We start from the raw sequence: 17174 nt of genomic DNA on the forward strand, positions 1-17174 counted from the left end.
TGTCAGGGGTGGTCGTCCGGCCGGGGCAGGCTGCCGTGCTCGACGAGCTTGTCGTAGACGCGGTCCAGCAGCGTCGTCAGCTGTGCCTTCTCCTCCGGGCCGAGGGCATCCAGGAACGCCTGCCGGACGAAGCCGACGTGGTCCGGCGCCGCCTGCCGCAGCGTCTCCCAGCCCGTTCCCGACAGCTCGACCTCGGTCACGCGGCGGTCGTCGGCGGCGGTCCCGGTCTCGACCAGCCCGCGCGCCCGCATCCGCTTCAGGTGGTGCGACAGCCGGCTGCGCTCCCAGCCGATGCGGACCGCGAGGTCGGTGACCCGCATCCGGCCGCCGGGCGCACTCGTCAGCGCGACCAGCACGTGGTAGTCGGCGAGCGAGATCCCGCTGTCGGCGCGCAGCTGCCGGTTCAGCTCGTACTCCAGCCGGAGGTGCACCTTCATGTAGGCGTACCAGGCGGCCGTCTCGGCGCCCGAGAGCAGCGCGAACGGCGACCCCGGCGCGAAGTCCCCTGTCACGCGGCGAGCTTAACCACCCAGACTGGTCTAGACCATCGGCGCAGGAAGTGCGACGATCCGGGCAGGTGCGACGGCGAGGTCGCACCCCCTTCTGCCTGGAGGTCCCCCGGTGAAGCATTCGTTGGCGCGGCGGCTCGGCCGCGCACTCGCCGTGCTGGCCCTGATCGGCGCCAGTACCCAGCTCACGCCGGCCGCGGCGGCCACGCCGGCGCTGCAGTCGATCGTGCCGGTGCCGGTCTCGGTGACCCCGGCGGCCGGCGTCACGTTCCCGCTGGTCGCGACCACTTCGATCGTCACCGAAGCCGGTTCGGCACCCGCGCGTCAGGTCGGCGACTACCTGGCGGGCGTGCTGCGGCCGTCGACCGGCTTCGCGCTGCCGGTGTCCGACGCGCCCGCGTCCGTGCCTTCCGGCAGCATCGCGCTGCTGCTCAGCGGCGCACCCGCGTCGGTCGGCGCGCAGGGCTACCAGCTGGTGTCGACGGCGTCCTCGGTCACCGTGCGGGCCACGACCGCCGACGGGCTGTTCGCGGGCGTCCAGACGTTGCGGCAACTGCTGCCCGGCCGCGTCGAGAGCGCTTCGGCCCAGCCGGGGCCGTGGAGCATCCCCGGCGCGACGATCGTGGACTACCCGCGGTTCGCCTACCGCGGCGCGATGCTCGACGTCGCCCGGCACTTCCACCCGGTGTCGACGGTCAAGCGGTACATCGACCAGCTGGCCCAGTACAAGATCAACCACCTGCACCTGCACCTGGCGGACGACCAGGGCTGGCGCATCCAGATCGACAGCTGGCCCCGCCTGACGACCTACGGCGGCAGCACCCAGGTCGGCGGCGGCGCGGGTGGCTACTACACGAAGGCGCAGTACACCGACATCGTGAACTACGCGGCTTCACGCCACATCACGATCATCCCGGAGATCGACATGCCGGGGCACGTGAACGCGGCCCTGGCCTCGTACGCGGAGCTGAACTGCAACGGCGTCGCGCCGGCGTTGCGCACCGACACGGCGGTCGGTTACAGCTCGCTGTGCATCTCCAAGGACATCACGTACACGTTCGTCGCGGACGTCCTGCGCGAACTGGCGGCCCTGACCCCGGGTCCGTACCTCCACATCGGCGGCGACGAAGCATCCTCCACCTCTTCGGCCGACTACCTGACGTTCGTCGGCAAGGTGCTCCCGCTGGTGGCGGCCACGGGCAAATCGGTGGTGGGCTGGCACGACATCGCCAAGGCGTCCCTGCCTGCCTCGGCCAGCCCGCAGTTCTGGGGAACGTCCACATCGGACGCCGGGGTCTCGGCGGCGGTTTCCCGCGGCAGCAAGGTGATCCTGTCGCCGGCGAACAAGGCGTACCTGGACATGAAGTACAACAGCTCGACGCCGATCGGCCTGTCGTGGGCGGGGTACATCGAGGTCCAGGACGCGTACAACTGGAACCCGGGCGCGTACCTGTCGGGCGTGGGCGAGTCCGCGGTCCGCGGCGTCGAGTCACCATTGTGGACGGAGACGGTGGTGACACCGTCGGACATCGACTACCTGGCGTTCCCGCGCTTGGGTGCGTACGCGGAGCTGGGCTGGTCCCCGTGGTCGACGCACGACTGGACGGCCTTCCGCACCCGGCTCGGCGCCCAGGCACCCCGCTGGGTGGCCCAGGGGATCAACTTCTACCGGTCGTCCCAGGTCGCGTGGGACACGGGCGGAACGACGAACCCGGGCACGTGCACGGACCCGGCCTGGAGCGCGACGCAGGTCTACACGGGCGGGAACGTGGTCTCCCACAACGGCCACAAGTGGACGGCGAAGTGGTGGACACAGGGCGAGGAGCCGGGAACGACGGGCCAGTGGGGCGTCTGGACCGACAACGGCGCCTGCTGAGGTACGGGGCCGGGACTGGTTCCCGGCCCCGCCCCGGGCGTGGCACAGTCGACGCGTGAGCGAACCGCCCGCACGATCCGACAGCCAGGCCGGTCTTCGCGACGAGCGGCTGGGCCGGGTGCTCACCACCCGGGCCATCGTGCTCGCCGGGCTGGTCGTCGTCCTGGTGGCGGCCGGGACGCTCTGGCTGCTGCTGGCGCTGTTCGGCGCCGGGACGCCGGCCGACCAGGCGCAGCTGGAAGTCTTCCGCGCGACCGGGAACGTGGTGCTCGGCGCGGGCGGCGCCGTCGCGCTGGTGCTGGCCGCGCGGCGCCAGCGCTTGGGCGAGCTCGAACTGCGCCGGAAGGAGCAGGAGCTCGCCCAGCGGGACCACGCCCAGAAGCACGTCGAGCAGGTGGCCTCGGACAACGCCGCGCACCAGCGGCGGCTGGCCGAGGACGCACGGGTCGACGCGGCGGAACGGCGCATCACCGAGCTCTACACCAAGGCGGCGGACCAGCTGGGGTCCGACAAGACGCCGATCCGGCTGGCCGGGCTCTACGCGCTGGAACGGCTGGCCCAGAACACGCCGGACCAGCGGCAGACGATCGTCAACCTCCTCTGCGCCTACCTCCGCCTGCCGTACGCGCTGCCCACCGGGCCGAAGCCCGGCAGTGACGCAGGCGAACTGGAACTCGAGGTGCGCAAAACGGCTCAGCGCATCCTCGCCGACCATCTCTACCCCGGCAACGCTCCCGGGGTGACGCGGCCGGAATTCTGGCCAGGGATTGCCCTCAACCTGACGGGTGCCGTTCTGTGCCACTTCGACTTCCGGGGGTGCCGGGTCGGCAACGTCCGGTTCGGCCGAGCGCGGTTCGCCGGCTGGACCCGCTTCGAGGACGTCGAATTCACCGGCTACGCCATCTTCGGCGGCAGCACGTTCGACACGTCCGCCAACTTCGTCCGGGCCCGGTTCCACGGCCGGGCGCTGTTCCGGGGGACGACCTTCCGCAGCAACGCGATGTTCGACGACGCTGTGTTTTCCGACGAAGCGTTGTTCGGCGGCGCGCGCATGATCGACGGCGTCCCCCATCCGGACGGCGCCGTGTTCGGCGGCAGGGTTTCCTTCGCCGCCGCGACCTTCGAGCGGGACGTCGTCCTCGAGCACGCCCGGGTAGCGGACGACGCTGCCGATCACGTCTGGCCGTCCGGCGCCCGGCCGACTCGGACGGAGCAGACGTGACCGGCGGCGAGTGCGTGATCTGCGCCAAGCACCGCGGCACCGGACCGTTGGCGGGGCCCGTGGTGTGGGTCGACGACCTGGTCATCGTCAGCCACCGGCCCGGCGACTTCCCCGGGTACCTCTTCGTCGAGACCCGCCGGCATGTTGCGCACCTCGACGGGCTCACCGAAACCGAAGCGCTGGGCGTGGCGCGGGCCGCCTGGGTGGCCGCCCGGGCGTTGCGGGCCGAGCTCGATCCCGAGTCCGTGCACTCGGCCGTGGCCGGGCGGTCGGTCGCGCATTTCCACCAGCACCTCTTCGTGCGCCACCGCGGCACTCCCGCCGAGGTGGGGTGGATGGAGGTCGGCTGGCCAGGGGCTCCTCGGGGCGATGTCACCGCCCTGTGCGGACGGTTGTCGGCTTACTTCGCGGGGTGAAGTCGGAGCGTCGTGCCCGGCGCGCGGGCTAGGTTGGGGTCATGAGCGCTGATCTGGAGCAGGTTCGCACGCTGTCGCTGCAGGAACACGGCCTGGCCACGGTGGCCACCACCCGCGCGGACGGCACCGTGCACGCCTCCGTCGTCAACGCCGGCGTCTTCGACGATCCGGTGACCGGGACTCCCGGTGTCGCGTACGTCGCCGTCGGGAAGGCGCACAAGCTGGCGCTGCTCCGGCGGGCCGGGCACGCCACCCTCACCTTCCGGCGGGGCTGGAACTGGCTCTCCGTCACCGGGGCCACCCACCTCATCGGGCCGGACGACCCCGACCCCGCGTTCGACCCCGCCGGGCTGCCGCAGCTGCTGCGGGACGTCTTCATCGCCGCCACCGGGACCCACGACGACTGGGCCGAGTACGACCGCGTCATGGCCGAAGAGCGGCGGGTCGCGGTGTTCATCCGGGCAGACCGGATAATCGGCAATCCCTGACCCCTCCGGCCCCAGGAGTCGTCCCGTTGTCCGAGTCACCGCCTCGCGTCACCAGACCGGTCAAGGTCCTCGTCGGCTTGCTCGTCGTCGCCGACGCCGGGTTCGGCGCGGCACTCGCCACCGGGCTGGTGCGCGGTCTCTCGCCGTGGCTGATCGGCGGCGCCTACGCGGCGACCGTGCTCGTCGCTGTCGTGGCCTTCCGCGTCTCCCGCGCACGCGACCTCAAGCGCGGCTTCGAGGGCCTGCGTGACCTCACCATCGGCGACGAGGGCATCCGCCTGCCCGCGGGCACGCTCAGCACGCGCCTGGTCCCCTGGCCGGAGATCGCCGAGGTGACCGTGCGCCGGTCGGCCCGCTTCGGCGACGGCTACCTGCGCGACGCCCTCTGGGTCGACCTGGTCACCGGCGGCGGCGTCGAGAGCTCGGTGCAGCGCTACGCACCGCGCGGCAAGCTCCAGCCGGCGCCACCCGGGCGGCGGCAGTTCGAGCAGACGGCGATCCTGCCCCCGGCCCTGTTCGACGCGATGCTCGACCGGCTCCGGAAGGAACTGCGCAACCGGCAGCTCGACGCCCAGTTCCGCGGCACCCGCTTCCTGCAGGACTGACGCAGCTCAGCCAAGGCGGCCCAGCAGCTCCCGTGGCACGATCCGCACCGGGAAGGGCCGCTCTGCCTCGAAGACCTCGTCGCCCGCCGCCTTGGCCACCTGGCAGTAGTGCCCCTCCTCGTCCAGCTCGAACACCGTCAGCGCGGGCTCATCCGGGTCGATCACCCAGTAGCTGTGGGTCCCGAGTCGTTCGTAGACCGCCTTCTTGGTGTTGAGATCGTGGATCGCCGTGCTCGGCGACAGCACCTCGACCGCCAGCACCGGTGCTGCCGGGAGGTCCTTGTCCGTGAAGTCCTCGTCCAAGCCGACCAGGACGTCCGGCTGGAGCTCGACCTTGTCACCCGAGTGCACCGCGAACGGCGCGCCGACCACCTCGAACTCAGGCGGGCACGATGCTTCGAGCACACCGTAGAGCCGGTAAGCGATCTTCTGGTGTCTTCGACCGGGCGCGGGGCTCACGAGGAGCACCCCGTCGATGAGTTCGTAACGTCGGCCATCGTCCGGCATCCCCTCGAGGTCCTGCACCGTCAGAGGGCCCGAATCGGCGGGATGCTCGATGTCAGCCATGACCGTCATGGTGCTCTCCTTTCGCTCTTCGCACCAGAGCAAACCAGAGACCACCGACAGAAACCGCATCGAACGCGAGTTCGGCACCCATATTCACGCGGAGGCGTGAATATGGGTGCCACTGTCACATCAACGGAACAGTTACTTCTTCTTGCCGGAGTCCTCAGTGGACAGTGCAGCGACGAAGGCTTCCTGCGGAACCTCGACCCGGCCGACGGTCTTCATCCGCTTCTTGCCTTCCTTCTGCTTCTCCAGCAGCTTCCGCTTCCGCGAGATGTCACCGCCGTAGCATTTGGCCAGCACGTCCTTGCGGATGGCGCGAATCGTTTCGCGGGCGATGATCCGCGAACCGACCGCCGCCTGGATCGGGACCTCGAACTGCTGGCGCGGGATCAGCTCGCGCAGGCGCGTCGCCATCCGGTTGCCGTAGCCGTAGGCCGCGTCCTTGTGGACGATCGCCGAAAACGCGTCCACGGTTTCACCCTGCAGCAGGATGTCCACCTTGACCAGGTCGGAAATCTGGTCGCCCGCCTCTTCGTAATCGAGAGACGCATAACCGCGCGTACGCGACTTCAGCGTGTCGAAGAAGTCGAAGATGATTTCGGCGAGCGGGATGTTGTAGCGCAGCTCGACGCGGTCCTCGGACAGATAGTCCATGCCGAGCAGGGTGCCGCGCTTGGTCTGGCACAGCTCCATGATCGTGCCGACGAACTCCGACGGCGCGAGGATGCTCACCTTCGACACCGGCTCGTGGACCTCGGCGATCTTCAGCCCGGTCGGCCAGTCCGACGGGTTGGTCACGACCACCTCGCTGCGGTCCTCCAGCACCACGCGGTAGATGACGTTGGGCGCCGTCGAGATCAGGTCGAGGCCGAACTCGCGCTCGAGCCGGTCGCGCGTGATCTCCAGGTGCAGCAGGCCGAGGAAGCCGCAGCGGAAGCCGAAGCCCAGCGCCACCGACGTCTCCGGCTCGTAGTCCAGCGCGGCGTCGTTCAGCTGGAGCTTGTCCAGCGCCTCGCGCAGCTCGGGGTAGTCCGAACCGTCCACCGGGTACAGGCCGGAGTAGACCATCGGCTTCGGCTCGCGGTAGCCCGCCAGCGCCTCCTTGGCGCCGTGGCGCTCCGACGTCACGGTGTCGCCGACCTTCGACTGCCGGACGTCCTTCACGCCGGTGATCAGGTAGCCGACCTCGCCGACGCCCAGACCCTTGCTCGGCTTGGGCTCCGGCGAGATGATCCCGACCTCCAGCAGCTCGTGCGTGGCGCCGGTCGACATCATCTTGATCTTTTCGCGCGGGGTGATCTTGCCGTCGACGACCCGGATGTAGGTGACGACGCCGCGGTAGGTGTCGTAGACCGAGTCGAAGATCATCGCGCGGGCCGGCGCGTCGGCGTCGCCCTGCGGCGCCGGGACCTGCTTGACGACCTCGTCGAGCAGCTCGGCGACGCCCATGCCGGTCTTGGCCGAGACCCGCAGCACGTCCTCCGGCTCGCAGCCGATGATGTGGGCCAGCTCACCCGCGTACTTGTCGGGGTCGGCCGAGGGCAGGTCGATCTTGTTCAGCACCGGGATGATCTGGAGGTTGTTCTCCAGCGCGAGGTACAGGTTGGCCAGCGTCTGGGCCTCGATCCCCTGCGCGGCGTCGACCAGCAGGATCGCGCCTTCGCACGCCTCGAGGGCGCGGGAGACCTCGTAGGTGAAGTCCACGTGGCCGGGCGTGTCGATCATGTGCAGGACGTGGTCCTGCCCGTCGACCTGCCAGGGCAGCCGGACGTTCTGCGCCTTGATCGTGATGCCGCGCTCGCGCTCGATGTCCATCCGGTCGAGGTACTGGGCCCGCATGGCGCGCTCTTCGACCACGCCGGTGAGCTGCAGCATGCGGTCGGCCAGGGTCGACTTGCCGTGGTCGATGTGCGCGATGATGCAGAAGTTCCGGATCAGCTCCGGCGGCGTGAAGGTGGTGTCGGCGAACGTCGTCACTCGAATGAGTCCTCGGAAAGTCGGGGATGGCCACGTCTATGTTCCCATGGCCCTCCGGGTGCGGGTGGGGGTCATCCCCGATGCGGGGTTCCGCGATCCGTGGTGCCCTCGAAGTATGAGCACTCCGCACCAGCCGGCACCCCCTCCCCAGCCGGAGACCAGCGGGTTCGCCCGCGTCCTCGACCGGACGTTCGGTCACCCCTCCGGCGCACTCGGCCGCCTCGGCGGCTGGGTCATGGCCCGCGGCAACGCCGCCACCGAACACCGCGTCGTCGACCTCGCGAAGATCGAGCCGGACGAGACCGTCCTGGTCGTCGGCCCCGGCCCCGGCGTCGGTCTGGAGGCCGCCGCCCGGCTGGCCGGCCGCGCCGTCGGCGTCGACCCCTCCCTCGAGATGCTCACGTTGTGCCAGGAGCGCTGCGGCGACCGGGCCGAGCTGCGCGAAGGGTCGGCGGCGCACACCGGCGAGCCCGACGCGTCCGTCGACGTCGTGCTGAGCGTGAACAACGTCATGCTGTGGGACGACCGCGCGGCCGGGTTCGCCGAGCTGTTCCGGGTGCTGCGCCCCGGCGGGCGGCTGATGCTGTCCGCGCACGAGAAGTGGCTGCCGGTGAGCAGGCACGTGCTGGCCGACGAAGCCGCCGCCGCGGGCTTCGCCGACCTGCAGACCTGGACCTGGGAGCCGCCGGGGTTCGCCGCGCTCGCCGCGCAGCTGCGGGCGGTCAAGCCCGCCTAGCGGGTGTCGGTGCGGATCGGGTGGCCCTCGGGTACCTCGACCAGCACGATGCGCGTGCCGTCCGGATCGGCGATCCAGGCCTCGTCGAGGCCCCAGGGCTCGCGCCGGGCGTCCCGCACCGGTTCCAGGCCCCGCGCCTTCAGCTCGCCCAGGGTTCCGGCGAGGTCGCGCACCTGCAGCCAGAGCACCAGATCGGGCGACGCGCCCGTCTCGCCGGCGCCGGAGACCTCCAGGGAGCCGTGGCCGAGGAAGAACACGGTGCCGCCCGGGAACTCCCGCTCCACGGCCAGGCCCAGGGTGTCGCGGTAGAAGGCCGTCGACGCGGCGGCGTCCCGCGGGCGGATCAGCAGCCGGCTCTTCAGGATCTCCATCCGACCATCCCTACCCGACGGGTTCAGGCGGCCGCAATCGCGGCGATGCCGGACAGCACGATCACCGAGCCGGCCAGCCGCCGCACGGCGTCCCGCTCGCCGAGGACCAGCCACGCGGCGAGGCCGCCGAGCACGATGCTCAGCTCCCTGGCGGGCGCGACCAGGCTGACCGGCGCCATGGTGAGGGCGAACAGCACGAAGATGTAGGCGATCGGCGACAGGACCGCGACGAGGAGGACTTCGCGGCGCTGTTCGCGCCAGAGCCGCCGCACCTGGGCGCGGTCGGCCAGTGCGCCGGGCACGAGCAGCACGCTCTGCAGGATCGAGCCGAGGCCGAAGTAGACGACCGGCGGCACACCGAGGCCGGTCACCGAGTGCGCGTCCCAGAGCGTGTACCCGGCGATGACGGCCCCGGTCAGCAGGCCGTAGAGGACGCCGGCCTTGACAGCCCCGGGGTCGCCGGCCTTGCGGCCGGTGCTGATCACCAGCACCCCGGCGACGACGAGGAAGGCGCCGAGCAGCCCGAGAGGGCCGGGCCGTTCGCCGAGCACCAGGACGGCGGCCAGCACGGACAGCAGCGGCCCGGTACCGCGCGCGACGGGGTAGACGACGGAGAGGTCCCCGACGCGGTACCCGCGCTGGAGGACGGTCCCGTAGGCGATGTGCAGCAGAGAGGTGACGACGGCGGCGAGCAGCCAGCTCCACTGTGGACGCTGGTTTTCGACCGCGACCAGCACGATGGTGACCGGCAGCAGCAGGACGGCACTGGCGGTGTAGTAGAGCCAGACGAACTGGGTGCCGCCCGAGGTGACCCGCTTGGCGGCGAGGTTCCACACGGCGTGCACGACGGCGGCGACGAGGACGAGGGAAAGCGCGGTGGCGTTCACGGGACCCTTTCGTGGGTTTTCGCGCGCGCGAAAACCGGGTCCTCCAGGCTTTTGCCCCGTCAGATGAACGACCGGCCGTCCGGGCCCGCCGATGGTGCCGCTCGGACCAGCCCCGCCGGCCCTGGTTGTGTGGTGCAGGCTGCACCGAATGCTCTGGCTGCGCGGACCGGCGACGGAACCCTAGGCACTGCCGACACCCACGGTACTCCCGGCTCCGGCCGCGCGTGGCCGGGTTGGTAGAGTGACGGCTCGCTGCCCGTGCGGCATTCCGTCATGGAGGAAACCCGCGTTTTCGCGGGGCCACTTCAGCGCGGCGGCGATCTCACCGAGTGAAACAGGAGTTGCCCTATGGCCAACATCAAGTCGCAGATCAAGCGCATCACGACGAACGAGAAGGCGCGTCAGCGCAACCAGGCGATCCGGTCCTCGGTGAAGACCGCGATCCGCAAGGTCCGCGAAGCTGCGGAGGCCGGCGACAAGGCCAAGGCCGCCGAGCTGCAGCGCGACGCCGCCCAGAAGCTGGACAAGGCCGTCTCGAAGGGCGTCATCCACGCCAACCAGGCCGCCAACAAGAAGTCGGCGCTCGCGAAGCGCGTCAACGCGCTCTGAGCTGGTTGATTTCTGAGAAGGCCCCGGCTTCGGCCGGGGCCTTCTTCGTGTCTTGGAGCGCTTTAGGCGGCACGGCCGCGGGTGCCCAGCCCGGCGCGGACCCGGCGCCACGGCTGGCTGCGGTCGGCGCCGGCAACTACCCCGGAGCGATGCAGACAGCGGCCGCGAGCTTGGCGACCACCGAGCCGCTCGCGCCGGTGAGGCCCCTGCGAATAGCCCAGAGCGACCGCCTGCGGCGGCGCGGCCTGCCAGCGGCCGCGAGTAGCTCGTGCCGGTGGGCAGCGATCAGCGGTCGCCCTTGGCTGCCGCCACCTCGAGGACCGCTCGTTCCAGCGCGTAGCCCGGGTCGGCCGCCACGCCCTTGACCTCGGCGTTCAGCCGGGCGACCACGCGCATCGCCGTGGCCAGGCCGTCCGGGTTCCAGCCGCGGGACTGGCCCTGGGCCTTGCGGATCTTCCACGGCGGCATCCCCAGCTCGCCCGCCAGCTGGTTCGGGTTGCCCCGGCCCGCGCCGGAGACCCGGGCGATCGTGCGGACCGCGTCGGCCAGTGCGTCGGCCACCAGGACGTGCGGGACACCCAGCTGCATCGCCCACCGCAGCGACTCCAGCGCCGCCGCGCGGTCGCCACCGACCGCCTTCTCCGCGACCGCGAACCCCGTCACGTCCGCGCGGCCTCGGTGGTAGCGGCGGACCGCATCGGCGTCGACAGCACCGCCCGTGTCCGCCACCAGCTGCGTCGCCGCCGACGAGAGTTCCCGCAGGTCGGAGCCCACGGCGTCGAGCAACGCGGCGACGCCGGCCGGGTCGATCTTGCCGCCCACCCGGCGGACCTCGTGGCGCACGAACTGCTCCCGTTCGGCCGGCTTGGTCAGCTTCGGGCACTCGGTGATCTCGGCGCCGGCCTTCTTGAGCGTCGCGGGGAGTGACTTGCCCGCCTTGCTGCGGCCGCCGCCGGTGTGCACGACGACGAGCACGACCCCGTCCGCCGGGTCCTTCAGGTAGGCCGCGACGGCGTCGGACAGCTCCTGCGAGATGTCCTGCGCCGACTCGAGAACGATCACCCGGCCCTCGCTGAACAGCGACGGGCTGACCAGTTCGGCCAGCTCAGGCGCTGTGAGATCGGACACCCGGACCCGGGTCAGCTCCGCGGTCGCGTCCGTCGCGCGGGCGGCGGCGAGCGTCTCGCGGACGGCCCGCTCGATCAGCAGTTCTTCCTCTCCCAGCACCAGGTGCAGCGGGGCCGGGGCGGTGGCTTGCGCGGTCACCCCGGAATCCTCTCACTTGCGCTCTCGTGCGCCCGCTCCGGTGATGTCGGGCCGCCACCGTGGCACGGGCCGAGCGCGATGTCGTACGGTGTAGCCGAGGCAGCCCGCCCCGGATCTCCGGCGCGCGGTACCGACAACCGAATACCGCTCATCCAGAGGGGCAGAGGGAACGGCCCGACGAAGCCCCGGCAACCGGCGTACAGCCTGTCATCCCGCGATCGCGGGATAGCTGACGACCACGGTGCCAATTCCGGCCCGCTTCGGCGGGGCAGATGAGGAAAGGAACCTCGCGATGACCGCCACCCTCGGCACGACCTCCACCACGAAGACCCCGGATCTCGGTCCGGCCGTCGAGCTGGTGTCGAAGGAAGAGGGCCACCGGCAGCCGCTCGCTCCGGAATTCGTCTCCGCCGAGGACTTCTCGCCGCTCGAGGTCGCCTACGACTTCGGCCGCGTCCGCCGCGAAGACATCGAAGCCGGCCCCAAGAACATCTGGCGCTACAAGAAACTCCTTCCCGTTCCGTCCAACGTCGAAGAGATCCCGAACACCGAGCCGGGCGCGACGCGGCTGGTGCGCGCCGACCGCCTCGCCAAGGAACTCGGCCTCAAGCGCGTGTGGGTCAAGGACGACACCGGCAACCCGACGCACTCGTTCAAGGACCGCGTGGTCGCCGTCGCGCTGGCCGCGGCCCGCGAGTTCGGGTTCGAGGTGCTCGCGTGTCCCTCGACCGGCAACCTGGCCAACGCGACGGCTGCCGCCGCGGCCCGCGCCGGCTGGCGGTCGGTCGTGCTGATCCCCAAGACCCTCGAGCGCGCCAAGATCCTCACCACGGCGGTGTACGACGGCGACCTCCTCGCCATCGACGGCAACTACGACGACGTCAACCGCCTTGCCACCGAGCTCGCCGGCGAGCACCCGAAGTGGGCGTTCGTGAACGTGAACGTCCGGCCGTACTACTCGGAGGGCTCGAAGACGCTGGCCTTCGAGGTCGCCGAGCAGCTCGGCTGGCGCATCCCGCCGCAGATCGTCGTCCCGATCGCCTCCGGTTCGCAGCTGACCAAGGTGGACAAGGGTTTCCGCGAGCTGGGCCAGCTCGGTCTCGTGGAAGCCAGCCCGTACAAGGTGTTCGGCGCGCAGGCGACCGGCTGCTCGCCGGTGTCGGCCGCGTTCCGCGAGGGCCACGACGTGGTCCAGCCGGTGAAGCCGGACACGATCGCCCGTTCGCTGGCGATCGGCAACCCGGCCGACGGCCCGTACGTGCTCGACATCGTCAACCGCACCGGCGGCGCGATCGAGGACGTCTCCGACGAAGAGGTCGTCGAGGGCATCCGCCTGCTGGCCCGCACCGAAGGCATCTTCACCGAAACCGCGGGCGGGGTCACCGTCGCCACGGCGAAGAAGCTGGTCGAGACGGGCAAGCTGGACCCGGACGCCGAGACGGTCCTCCTGATCACCGGCGACGGCCTCAAGACCCTCGACGCGATCGAGAACCACGTCGGCCCCAAGGCAACCCTGCCGCCGTCGGCCGCGGCCGTGAACGAGGCCCTCGGCTACTGAGCACCGCCCGGGGCGGGCACCTCGGCCCGCCCCGGGGCTCAGGCGCGCCGCAGGCTGTCACCGCCGGGGCGGCCCACGCGGCTCGCCCCGGCGCACTATGGCCGCTCCGGTGATCACCGCGGTGTCGCCGTCCAGGTCGGTGCGGGTGACTCGTGCGCCGAGCGCCACCAGCGTGTCCATTGTGGACTTGCTCGGGTGGCCGTATGTGTTTCCCGCGCCCACGCTGACCATCGCCACCCGTGGAGCCACCGCCGCGAGGAACGATGGCAGCGAGTAGCGACTGCCGTGGTGGGGTACTTTCAGCACCTCCGCTTTCAGATTGCCGATGTCGGCCAGCAGGTCGGCCTGCGCGGCCAGTTCGACGTCACCGGTCAGCAGGACGTGACCCGCCGGTGTCTCGGCCCGGAGCACCACCGAGCTGTTGTTGATCGTCGTGCCGTCCTGGGGGCCGTCCGCGCGGGCCGGGACGTAGCGCGGGCCCAGGACCTCGAGCGCCAGGCCGGGCCAGTCGAGCCGCTCGCCCGGGTTGAGCTCCACCAGCGGGACCGCCTGCCGGGCCGCCTCGGCGGCGACCTGACGCCACGCCCACCCCGGCGACCGCCCCGGGCCGACGGCGATCGCGCCGACCGTGCGGCCGTCGAAGACCGAGGCGAGACCGCCGATGTGGTCGGCGTGCAGGTGGCTCAGGACCAGCAGCGGGATCCGGTCGACGGCCAGCCGGTGCAGGCACTCGTCGACCGGCCCCGGCTCGGGCCCGGCGTCCACGACGACCGCGCGCCCCGGATCGGCGGTGGCCAGCACGACCGCGTCGCCCTGTCCGACGTCGCACTCGACCATCGCCCAGTTCCGCGGCGGCCACGCCGGCGCCAGCACCCGGACGGGCACGAACACCAGCAGCGCGCCGGCGACGAGCAGGGCCAGCAGCACCCGCACCCGCCGGTGCCGGACCGCGAGCACCAGCCCCACGAGGACGGCGGCGGCCAGGAGCCCGCCCAGCCAGCCGCCCGGCCAGGCGATGACGGCGCCCGGGGCTCGCGCGCCGTGGCGGGCCACCGTGATCAGCCACCTCGCCTCGGGATCGGCCAGGTGCACCAGCACCTTCCCGGCGCCCGGCCACCACGGGGCGGTGACCGTCGCCAGCACGCCGAGCACCGTCGCCGGGGCCACGACGGGTGCGGCGAGGACGTTGGTCAGGACCGAGACCAGGCTCACCGAGCCCGCCATGCCCGCCAGGACGGGCGCCGTCACCAGGAAGGCCGCCAGTGGGATCGCCAGCCCTTCGGCGAACCCCGGCGGCACCCCGCGGCGGACCAGGGCGTCGGCCCAGCGGGGCGCGAGCAGGACCAGCCCGCCGGTCGCGCAGACCGAGAGCGCGAAGCCGAAGTCCGTGGCCATCGCCGGATCCGCCACCACCAGCAGGCACACCGCGAAGGCCAGCGCGGGTAGCGCGGAACCGCGGCGTCCCAGCGCCAGGGCGAGGAGTGCCACGGCGGCCATGACGCCGGCGCGCAGCACGCTCGGCTCCGGGCCGACCAGGACGAGGAATCCCGCCAGGCACGCCCCGGCCACCGTGGCCGATAGCCGTGGGCCGAGCCGGAGCAGGCGCAGCAGGAGCAGGACTGCCCCGCAGACGACCGCGAGGTTTCCCCCGCTGACCGCGGTGAGGTGCGCCAACCCGGCGGCGACGAACTCCTGCTCGACGCGTGGGGACAACGCGCTCGTGTCGCCCAGGACCAGGCCCGGGAGGAGTCCTGCAGGTTCGTCCGGGAGGGCTTGGCACAGGTCGTGGAGGCCGGAGCGTAGTTGTGCTGCCGCCTGCTGCCACCACGGAGCCGGGCCGGGCGCGGCGGGTGGGCCGCGGACGGACAGCACGGCGACGGTCAGGTCGTCGCCGCGCGGGGGCATGAGCATGCCGGTTGCGGTGACCTCTTGGCCGGGCAGCAGGGGCGCCCACTGTGTGACTGGGGCCAGCAGCAGGATGCGACCGGATGTGGAGACGGGCTGTCCGTCGACCGATGCCGTGTGTACGTCGGCTGTCAGCACCACCGATCGGGCTCCTGCTTGCTGGTCGGCGTATCCGGCGCTGCGTACGGGTTTCGGACGCTCGGCGATGGTGACTCGCAGCGCCGCCGGGCGACCTTCGGTCGCGGCTGTGCGAAGCTCGTCTCGCTGGGCGTCGCGGATCCGCCAGGAGATGGGGCCGGCGGCCAGGAGGCCCAGGATCAGGAGGGCTGTCGCGGTGTCGCGTGCCCGGGGGTTTCGTCGGGCACGCCATAGGATCAGGACGGCGAGGATTGCCGCGGCGAGGCCGATGGCGAGTGCGGTCCACCAGCCGAGGAGCAGGCCGGGCAAGGAGGCCAGCCAGCATGCTGCTGCGGCTGGGATGAGCCGCATGTCCTGGCGGGTGTCGGGTGCGGGGATGGTGTTCATCCGGCCAGCACCTCGGAGCGGACGGGTTCGCCTGCGCCAGCGGCGCAGACGCGAATGGCCCCCGCCGGCCGTTGCCTCCGACAGGACGCGAGCACGCCCGCCGCTCGATGCACGGGCGAAGGACCTGCTACTCGCTCCAGCGGAAAGCACCGTGCGGCTGCTGCCCCGGATGAGGGGCCGGCGACAGCCTGCCGCTCGCTCCCGCAGAGAAGGCCGCTCGGCTGGCGCCCCGGATGGGGGCCGACGACAAGCCGCCGCTCGACGGCGCTCCCCTGCCACACAACAAGCCCCATGTCTTGGCAGGAGACGGGTGTGGGAAAGGTGCTCATCCGGCCGCCACCTCCAGGGACCGAACATCCTTGCCCACACCGGAGCAGACGCGGATCGGTGGCCGTTGCCTCCGCCGGCAAGCGAGCACGCCCGCCTGCCCCTTTGAGGCCCGGGCGGAAGTACTGCTCGCGCCAGCGAAGAGGACCATCCGGCTGCCGCCACGGAGAGCCGGCGACAGCCTGCCGCTGGCCCTTGCGAAGAGGACCATCCGGCTGCCGCCAGGGAGAGCTGGCGACAGTCTGCCGCTCGCTCCAGAAGAGAGGGACGCCCGGCCAGCGCCCCGGATCAGGGCCGACGACGACCCGCCGCGCGGAGACGCTCCCCCTGCCACACGGAAGGCGCATGCCATCGCTGGTGTTGGGTGCGGGGGCGCCCAGCGGCGCTCCCCTGCCATGCAGAAGGCGCACGCCCTCGCTAATGTTCGGTGCGGGGTCGCCCAGCGGCGCTCCCCTGCCACGCGAAAGGCGCACGTCCTGGCGGGTGTTGGGTGCGGGGGCGGCGCCCAGCGGTGCTTTCCTGCCGCGCGGAAGCCGCATGGCCTGGCGGGCCTCGGGTTCGGGGATGGTGCTCATCCGGCCGTCACCTGCTCCCGCAATTTCTCAAACTTGCTTTCGCCAATACCGTCGACGTCCCGCAGCTGCTCCACCTTGGCGAAGCCGCCGTGGTCTGTGCGCCACTGGACGATTCGCTTGGCCGTTACCTCTCCCACTCCGGGAAGGGTGTCCAGCTGGTCGGCCGTTGCCGTGTTGAGGTTGAGTTTTCCTCCTGGCGCCGGGGAGCCTGGGTCCGGTGCTGCCGGGGCCGGGATGCCGACCGCCAGCTGCTCGCCGTCCGCTACCTTGCGGGCCAGGTTCAGGGTTCCCACGTCCGCTCCCGGCTCGGGGCCTCCCGCCGCCCTCAGGACGTCCGCCACTCGGGCACCCTGGGGGACCGTGATCAAGCCCGGCGAGCGGACGCGGCCGATCACGCTGATCACCAAGCCCGCCGGGGGCGCCGCGCGGGCCTCCGCCGCCGGTTTTGCCGCCGGCAGTGTGGGCGGTGGCTCGGGTGCCGGGCCGGTGCCGGCCAGTGCCACCGCTGCGAGGGTGATCGCCACCACCGCGGCCAGGACGCCGGCCAGTGCCCAGCGGCGGCGGCCTGCTCCGGCCGCTCCGCCCGGCAGCCAGCGCCGGATGAACCGGCCGCCCGGGCCGACCGTGCTCGCGTCGGGCGAGAGCTGGTCGGCCAGCCAGGACAGCCGGTCGTTGACGGGAGAGCCCGGATCCCGGGCGGACTGCTCGAACACACGATCGACGTTAGGGCCCGCGGGGAGGGGTCCGACAGG

The 17174-nt window shown here is 71.7% G+C and carries 16 protein-coding genes and 1 riboswitch; of the genes, 8 read left to right on the top strand and 8 right to left on the bottom strand.

What is annotated here, in order from left to right; genetic code table 11:
- Positions 1-2: 2 nt before the first annotated feature.
- The gene (locus HUT10_RS14875) at positions 3-512 is read right to left on the bottom strand and encodes a MarR family winged helix-turn-helix transcriptional regulator (RefSeq protein ID WP_176171757.1); all 510 of its coding nucleotides are present in this window, start codon (positions 510-512) and stop codon (positions 3-5) included.
- Positions 513-621: 109 nt separating this feature from the next.
- On the opposite strand from HUT10_RS14875, the gene HUT10_RS14880 reads away from it, so the two are divergent.
- The 5 genes from HUT10_RS14880 to HUT10_RS14900 are packed head-to-tail and all read left to right on the top strand — an operon-like array spanning position 622 to position 5116.
- Positions 622-2385, top strand: coding sequence for a family 20 glycosylhydrolase (locus tag HUT10_RS14880; protein ID WP_217709609.1), 1764 nt, complete (start codon positions 622-624; stop codon positions 2383-2385).
- A gap of 55 nt (positions 2386-2440) precedes the next feature.
- Positions 2441-3607: a pentapeptide repeat-containing protein gene (locus tag HUT10_RS14885; protein WP_176171758.1), complete on the top strand. Its 1167-nt coding sequence runs from the start codon at positions 2441-2443 to the stop codon at positions 3605-3607.
- Positions 3604-4023: an HIT family protein gene (locus HUT10_RS14890; protein ID WP_254896877.1), complete on the top strand. Its 420-nt coding sequence runs from the start codon at positions 3604-3606 to the stop codon at positions 4021-4023. Before HUT10_RS14885 ends, HUT10_RS14890 begins: the two co-directional genes overlap by 4 nt.
- Positions 4024-4064: 41 nt before the next feature.
- Positions 4065-4511: a pyridoxamine 5'-phosphate oxidase family protein gene (locus tag HUT10_RS14895; protein ID WP_176171759.1), complete on the top strand. Its 447-nt coding sequence runs from the start codon at positions 4065-4067 to the stop codon at positions 4509-4511.
- Between the two features lie 26 nt (positions 4512-4537).
- Positions 4538-5116, top strand: a complete 579-nt coding sequence (locus tag HUT10_RS14900; RefSeq protein ID WP_176171760.1) for a hypothetical protein — start codon at positions 4538-4540, stop codon at positions 5114-5116.
- 6 nt (positions 5117-5122) lie between these two features.
- Here HUT10_RS14900 and HUT10_RS14905 read toward each other — a convergent pair whose 3' ends face one another.
- Positions 5123-5692 carry a Uma2 family endonuclease gene (locus tag HUT10_RS14905; protein WP_176177833.1) on the bottom strand — a complete coding sequence of 190 codons (570 nt, stop codon included), beginning with the start codon at positions 5690-5692 and terminating at the stop codon, positions 5123-5125.
- Positions 5693-5824: 132 nt separating this feature from the next.
- Positions 5825-7663 carry a translation elongation factor 4 gene (gene lepA / locus HUT10_RS14910; protein ID WP_176171761.1) on the bottom strand — a complete coding sequence of 613 codons (1839 nt, stop codon included), beginning with the start codon at positions 7661-7663 and terminating at the stop codon, positions 5825-5827.
- A gap of 115 nt (positions 7664-7778) precedes the next feature.
- On the opposite strand from lepA, the gene HUT10_RS14915 reads away from it, so the two are divergent.
- Complete coding sequence (locus HUT10_RS14915) at positions 7779-8399, top strand: class I SAM-dependent methyltransferase (RefSeq protein ID WP_176171762.1); 621 nt, start codon at positions 7779-7781, stop codon at positions 8397-8399.
- Here the strand turns inward: HUT10_RS14915 and HUT10_RS14920 are convergent.
- Complete coding sequence (locus HUT10_RS14920; protein WP_176171763.1) at positions 8396-8770, bottom strand: VOC family protein; 375 nt, start codon at positions 8768-8770, stop codon at positions 8396-8398. The two genes, HUT10_RS14915 and HUT10_RS14920, sit on opposite strands and share 4 nt — an antisense overlap.
- Before the next feature lie 23 nt (positions 8771-8793).
- The gene (locus HUT10_RS14925; protein ID WP_176171764.1) at positions 8794-9657 is read right to left on the bottom strand and encodes a DMT family transporter; all 864 of its coding nucleotides are present in this window, start codon (positions 9655-9657) and stop codon (positions 8794-8796) included.
- A 348-nt stretch (positions 9658-10005) separates the two neighbouring features.
- On the opposite strand from HUT10_RS14925, the gene rpsT reads away from it, so the two are divergent.
- On the top strand, positions 10006-10266 hold the full coding sequence (gene rpsT, locus HUT10_RS14930) for a 30S ribosomal protein S20 (RefSeq protein ID WP_091316168.1): 261 nt from the start codon (positions 10006-10008) through the stop codon (positions 10264-10266).
- 285 nt (positions 10267-10551) lie between these two features.
- Here the strand turns inward: rpsT and holA are convergent, their stop codons facing one another.
- On the bottom strand, positions 10552-11532 hold the full coding sequence (gene holA, locus HUT10_RS14935) for a DNA polymerase III subunit delta (RefSeq protein ID WP_176171765.1): 981 nt from the start codon (positions 11530-11532) through the stop codon (positions 10552-10554).
- 145 nt (positions 11533-11677) lie between these two features.
- A riboswitch (SAM riboswitch) is annotated at positions 11678-11811 on the top strand.
- 13 nt (positions 11812-11824) lie between these two features.
- Between holA and thrC the strand changes: the two genes are divergently transcribed.
- Positions 11825-13090: a threonine synthase gene (gene thrC / locus HUT10_RS14940; protein ID WP_033261177.1), complete on the top strand. Its 1266-nt coding sequence runs from the start codon at positions 11825-11827 to the stop codon at positions 13088-13090.
- A gap of 57 nt (positions 13091-13147) precedes the next feature.
- Here thrC and HUT10_RS14945 read toward each other — a convergent pair whose 3' ends face one another.
- Both HUT10_RS14945 and HUT10_RS14950 read right to left on the bottom strand, forming a co-directional pair.
- The gene (locus HUT10_RS14945; protein WP_176171766.1) at positions 13148-15520 is read right to left on the bottom strand and encodes a ComEC/Rec2 family competence protein; all 2373 of its coding nucleotides are present in this window, start codon (positions 15518-15520) and stop codon (positions 13148-13150) included.
- Positions 15521-16418: 898 nt separating this feature from the next.
- On the bottom strand, positions 16419-17135 hold the full coding sequence (locus HUT10_RS14950) for a ComEA family DNA-binding protein (RefSeq protein WP_176171767.1): 717 nt from the start codon (positions 17133-17135) through the stop codon (positions 16419-16421).
- Between the last annotated feature and the right edge of the window lie 39 nt (positions 17136-17174).

Source organism: Amycolatopsis sp. Hca4, from assembly GCF_013364075.1.
Classification (GTDB): domain Bacteria; phylum Actinomycetota; class Actinomycetes; order Mycobacteriales; family Pseudonocardiaceae; genus Amycolatopsis.